Here is a 3,568-nt window from a genome sequence, read left to right as displayed (position 1 = left end):
CCTGCCGCAGGTCCGCGTGGAGCGCCTCCCGGTCCGGGTCCGGCAGCTCCGGGGCGGCCGGCGACGTGCCGGTGCCGTCGACGGCCGGAGACGGCAGCCGCTCGGCCCGCCACCGGTACCAGCCCTCGACCAGTTCGCCGGGGGAGTCGCGGGCGTCCCGGAACAGGGCGTCCAACTCCGCGCGGACCGCCGGGTCCCGCCACAGCAGCCAGGCCAGGTTCTCCGCCATGGTCGCGAACGTCTCCGGGTCCGGCTCGTGGTCCATCGCGTCGAGCAGCGCCGACGCCGCCCACTGCTGGTCGTCGGCGAACGGCAGGATCGCCGCAGTCGCGCGGCGGACCTCCGGGTCGTCGCTGCCGAGGTCGGCGGAGTACCGCGCGATCTGTTTGCGGATGCGCTGCCGGCCGAACACGCGTATGACCTCCGAGGGTGAGCGGGACGCCCACTCTACGGGCCGGGTCGCCGTCGCCGTCCGGGGCGTCGCTCAGCTGCCGATCGTCAACCCGTGCCGGGCGCCGCCCCGGCTCAACGCCGCGTCCCGTACCAGGTCGTGGGCGTGGCGGAACGTGGTGTCGTCGGGCTTCGCGGCGAGCGCCCGGGGCAGGTTCACCAGCTCGAACCGGGGCGACGACGCCATCAGGTGCGGTACGAACTCCGCCTTGGCGACCCGCCACGTCCCGCCCCGGACGCTCGGCGGCTCGAAGCGGAACCGGGCGGCGGAGCCCATGCTGCCTCTGGGGTCCTTCATCACCCCGGCGATCTGGTCGCCCATGCCGTAGACGACCCACGTGCCGTTGACCTTCTCGTAGGCCTGCGGCACGTGGGCGTGGGTGCCGAGCACGAGGTCGATGTCGCGACGGCCGCCGTCGGTGGAAGCGGTGAGCGTGCGGGCCAGGGCCATCTGTGCGGTGTCCGGCTCCTCCTGCCACTCCGTGCCCCAGTGCATGCTCACCACCACCACGTCCGCTCCCGCCCGGCGGGCCGCCCTGGCGTCGGCGATGATCCGGTCCGGGTCGGTGAGGTTGACGAGCCACGGCTTGCCGGCGGGCACCGGGATGCCGTTGGTGCCGTAGGTGTAGGCCAGTTGGGCGACCCGCGCGTCGCCGGCCCGGACGATCACCGGCCGGTTGCGTTCCGCTGCGGACCTGGCCGAGCCGACGTGCCGCAGCCCGGCCCGGTCCATCGCGTCCAGCGTGCGGGTCACACCGGCGACGCCCGCGTCGAGCGTGTGGTTGGAGGCGGTCGAGCAGGAGTGGTAACCGGTGTCCTTGATGGCCTGGGCGATGTGCGGCGGGGTGCGGAAGGTGGGGTAGCCGGTGAAGGGGCCGCCGTCGGCGCCGAAGACCGTCTCCATGTGGCAGATCGCCAGGTCGGCCTGCGCGACGACGGGCTTCGCCCCGGCCAGCATGCGTCGGAAGTCGTGGCCTTCGCCGTCGGCGTCCTCCCACGCCTGCTGGATGATCGAGTCGTGCGGCAGGATGTCGCCGGTCGCCACCAGGGTGAAGCCCTCGGTCGGCGGCGGTCCCCCGGCCGGCGCGGCCGGCTGCGGGGAGCCCTTGCCGGCGGCCGGCAGTTCGGGCGGCGCCTCCGGGGCGGCCGTGCCGCACCCGGACAGGGGACTCAGGAGGCCGACGGCGAGCAGCGCGCCGGCGAAGCGGGTGTGCAGTGCCATGGGACCACTCCGCATGTGGGATCAATGGATAATCCCACTTATGCGTGCGGCGCGGTGGTTCCGCCGGGAGCCGTGCCGCGCGGTCCCCGGAACGGGCCACCCCTCCCACTCGTACGGGCGTGCCACCGCCTGCGCGGGGACCGGCGGATGCCGTCGGCCCCGGTCGTACGAGGACACCGAGGGTTCGGTCTCACTCGGGTTCCGGCGCCTCGGGACGCGTCACGCGGATCTTCGACTGCTTGTGCGGCAACTCGTCCCAGTCCGTCATGGCACGCGCCTCCAGACCGTGCGCCCGGGCCAGGGCGATCAGGGTCTCGGTGCGGTAGTAGAAGTCCTCCCGCAGCACCTGGTGCTCGGTGCCCTCGGTGCGGTTGTACGTGAAGTCGAAGAACCCGCCCGGCGCGAGTACCCGGCCCACATGGCCCAGGCACTCGTCGATGATCTCCACCGGAGTGTGCGAGAACACGCTGTGCGCGTGCACGACGGTGAACCAGCCGTCGGGCAGGTGCGCGAGCCGCAGGTCGCGGACGAGCGTCAGGTAGGGCCGCTTCTCCTGGAGCCGTTCGCGCGCCAGCGTGTCCTGCGCGGCGAGCAGGATCTCGGGTGAGATGTCCACGCCGTGGTAGGCGCCCGGGCCCAGGTGGGCGATGAACAGCCGTCCCGCGCGCAGGTTCCCGCAGCCGATCTCCAGCATCCGGTCGTCGGCGGACAGCCCGTGCCCGCACAGGTAGTCGAACTGCATGCGGCCCAGCGCCAGCCACCGTTCGTGGGTCGCGCTGCCCACCGCCGCCTCCGGGTTGCGGGACGTGTCGGAACGCATCACCGCCCGGTAGTAGGCCACGTGGTCGCCCCCGGTCCGGCGCTCCAGCCGCCAGTCCCGCAGCCGGCGCCGCAGGTGCGGCACGACCCGGCCGGGGTGCCGCAGGGCGTAGCGCAGTTGGTGACGGAGTGACGTCCGGTCGTGGTGCTGCGGTTTCCGCATGGCAGTGCCTCTCCTTCGGACATGCTGGTACGTCGGCGGCCCCGCTGTGGCAGGTGTCCGCCTCCATGGTGCTGGGCGACGTCCGCCGGCGGCGCCCGCCACCACCAAGACGGCTCTCGGGAGGCCCTTGTGGCGGAGGAACTGGCGGCCATGCCGCTCGACTGGCAGCGAGCGCTGGCGATCGTGGCCCATCCGGACGACCTGGAGTACGGCGCGGCAGCGGCCGTCGCGAACTGGACGAGCGCCGGCAAGGACGTCGCCTACCTGCTGGCCACGCGCGGCGAGGCCGGCATCGACACGCTCGACCCGGCAACGGCGGCCCGGGTGCGGGTGCGTGAGCAACTGGCCGGCGCGGCAGCCGTCGGCGTGGGCACCGTGGAGTTCCTCGACCACCCGGACGGTGTCATCGAGGAGGGTGTCGCACTGCGGCGCGACCTGACCGCGGCCATCCGGCGGCACCGCCCGGAACTGGTGATCACCCTCAACCACGAGGACACCTGGGGAGCCGAGGGCTTCTGGAACACCCCCGACCACCGAGCCGTCGGCCGGGCCGCGCTCGACGCCGCCGGGGACGCGGGCAACCGGTGGATCTTCCCCGAGCAGCTCACCCGGGACGGCCTGGAGCCGTGGAACGGCGTGCGCTGGGTCGCGTCGGCGGGGGCTCCCGGACCCACCCACGCACAGCAGGTCGGAGACGAGGACGTGCGGCGGGCCGTCACCTCACTGGCCGAACACCGCACCTATCTCAGTGCGCTCAGCGACCAGGACCCCGCCGAGTACGCCCGCGGCTTCGTCGACATGATGCTCGGCGGCAACGCCGTGCGCACCGGTGGCCGCCGGGCCCTCACCTTCCGCCTCCACCCCCGGTAGCGTGCGGCGGGCCGTCGCGACGCGCGGCGGTCCGGTCCGGCCGT

At 73.7% G+C, this 3,568-nt stretch carries 4 protein-coding genes; 1 reads left to right on the top strand and 3 read right to left on the bottom strand.

Annotated features, from left to right (window positions below; genetic code table 11):
- From ACYVE9_RS19230 to ACYVE9_RS19220, 3 genes are all read right to left on the bottom strand, one after another.
- A partial coding sequence (locus ACYVE9_RS19230) for a hypothetical protein (RefSeq protein ID WP_461029123.1) occupies positions 1–412 on the bottom strand: 412 nt, incomplete at its 3' end.
- Positions 413–484: 72 nt separating this feature from the next.
- Positions 485–1,672 carry a CapA family protein gene (locus tag ACYVE9_RS19225; RefSeq protein WP_461029122.1) on the bottom strand — a complete coding sequence of 396 codons (1,188 nt, stop codon included), beginning with the start codon at positions 1,670–1,672 and terminating at the stop codon, positions 485–487.
- Between the two features lie 190 nt (positions 1,673–1,862).
- Positions 1,863–2,654, bottom strand: coding sequence for a class I SAM-dependent methyltransferase (locus ACYVE9_RS19220; RefSeq protein WP_461029121.1), 792 nt, complete (start codon positions 2,652–2,654; stop codon positions 1,863–1,865).
- A gap of 150 nt (positions 2,655–2,804) precedes the next feature.
- On the opposite strand from ACYVE9_RS19220, the gene ACYVE9_RS19215 reads away from it, so the two are divergent.
- Entirely contained in the window at positions 2,805–3,524 is a 720-nt protein-coding gene (locus tag ACYVE9_RS19215) for a PIG-L deacetylase family protein (protein WP_461029124.1), read from the top strand.
- Positions 3,525–3,568: the final 44 nt, after the last annotated feature.

This window comes from Streptomyces sparsus (genome assembly GCF_054776295.1).
Note: the sequence above shows the minus strand (reverse complement) of the source record. Positions and strands in the feature narration are given on the sequence as shown.

What these genes read in the sequence shown, in the direction of transcription:
- ACYVE9_RS19225 (WP_461029122.1), bottom strand. Translation starts at nt 1,672, where the DNA reads ATGGCACTGCACACCCGCTTCGCCGGCGCGCTGCTCGCCGTCGGCCTC.
- ACYVE9_RS19215 (WP_461029124.1), top strand. Translation starts at nt 2,805, where the DNA reads ATGCCGCTCGACTGGCAGCGAGCGCTGGCGATCGTGGCCCATCCGGAC.
- ACYVE9_RS19220 (WP_461029121.1), bottom strand. Translation starts at nt 2,654, where the DNA reads ATGCGGAAACCGCAGCACCACGACCGGACGTCACTCCGTCACCAACTG.